The organism is Polaromonas sp. P1_G4, assembly GCF_056405475.1.
The window spans coordinates 1-665 of sequence record NZ_JBFUCA010001017.1; the positions used below are offsets into that span (position 1 = coordinate 1).

General features: G+C 56.1%; 1 protein-coding gene. It reads left to right on the plus strand.

Annotated features, from left to right (window positions below; genetic code table 11):
* Positions 1-329: 329 nt before the first annotated feature.
* Positions 330-665, plus strand: a 336-nt coding sequence (locus AC1D1X_RS25110) for a porin (RefSeq protein ID WP_477699607.1), incomplete at its 3' end; no start/stop codon positions are given.

Consider the following 665-nt stretch of genomic DNA (forward strand, 5'->3'; position numbering starts at 1 on the left):
GCCTGGGTTCTCTCAAAAGCCGTTTCAGTGAAACGGCTTTTTTCTTTGGGTCGACTGAAATCTGGCTAAAAAGCCGATTCTGGCAAGCAGAAATCCTGGGTTTTCGCTGGCGTTGTTTCTTTTCCACGGGTCCCCGCCTATTTGTGGCTTGAGCACAACGGCTTGACTGTTTTTTCGGGCATTCCTTTGCGAATTGAAGCCCAGTCTGGTGCAATAGACCCAACTTCCCGAAACGGGGGTTGGCCCGGGTCTCTGGTGGTGCCATAAAGGCGAAAGTCTGAAATGGTCCCCGTGCCGGAGCCCTATGTTTAACCTTGGAGAAACTCTCAATGAAAAAGACTCTTATCGCCCTGGCTGCACTCGCTGCAACCGCTGGCGTTGCACATGCCCAATCCTCTGTGACCCTGTACGGCGTTGCCGATGCATTCGTTGGTCAGCAGAACGTTAAAGTTCAGTCGGCTACCACCAACACCAGCATTTCCAACAACATCCAAGGCGGCAGCGGTTTGAGCAGCTCGCGTTGGGGCCTGCGCGGTAGCGAAGACCTCGGTGGCGGCTTGGCTGCTGTGTTCACCCTCGAAGGCGGCTTCGCCATTGACAGCGGTGCTTTGGCTAACGCCGGCGGCAGCAGCGCTGCCGCTTCGACCAGCGTCCTGTTTGGCCGT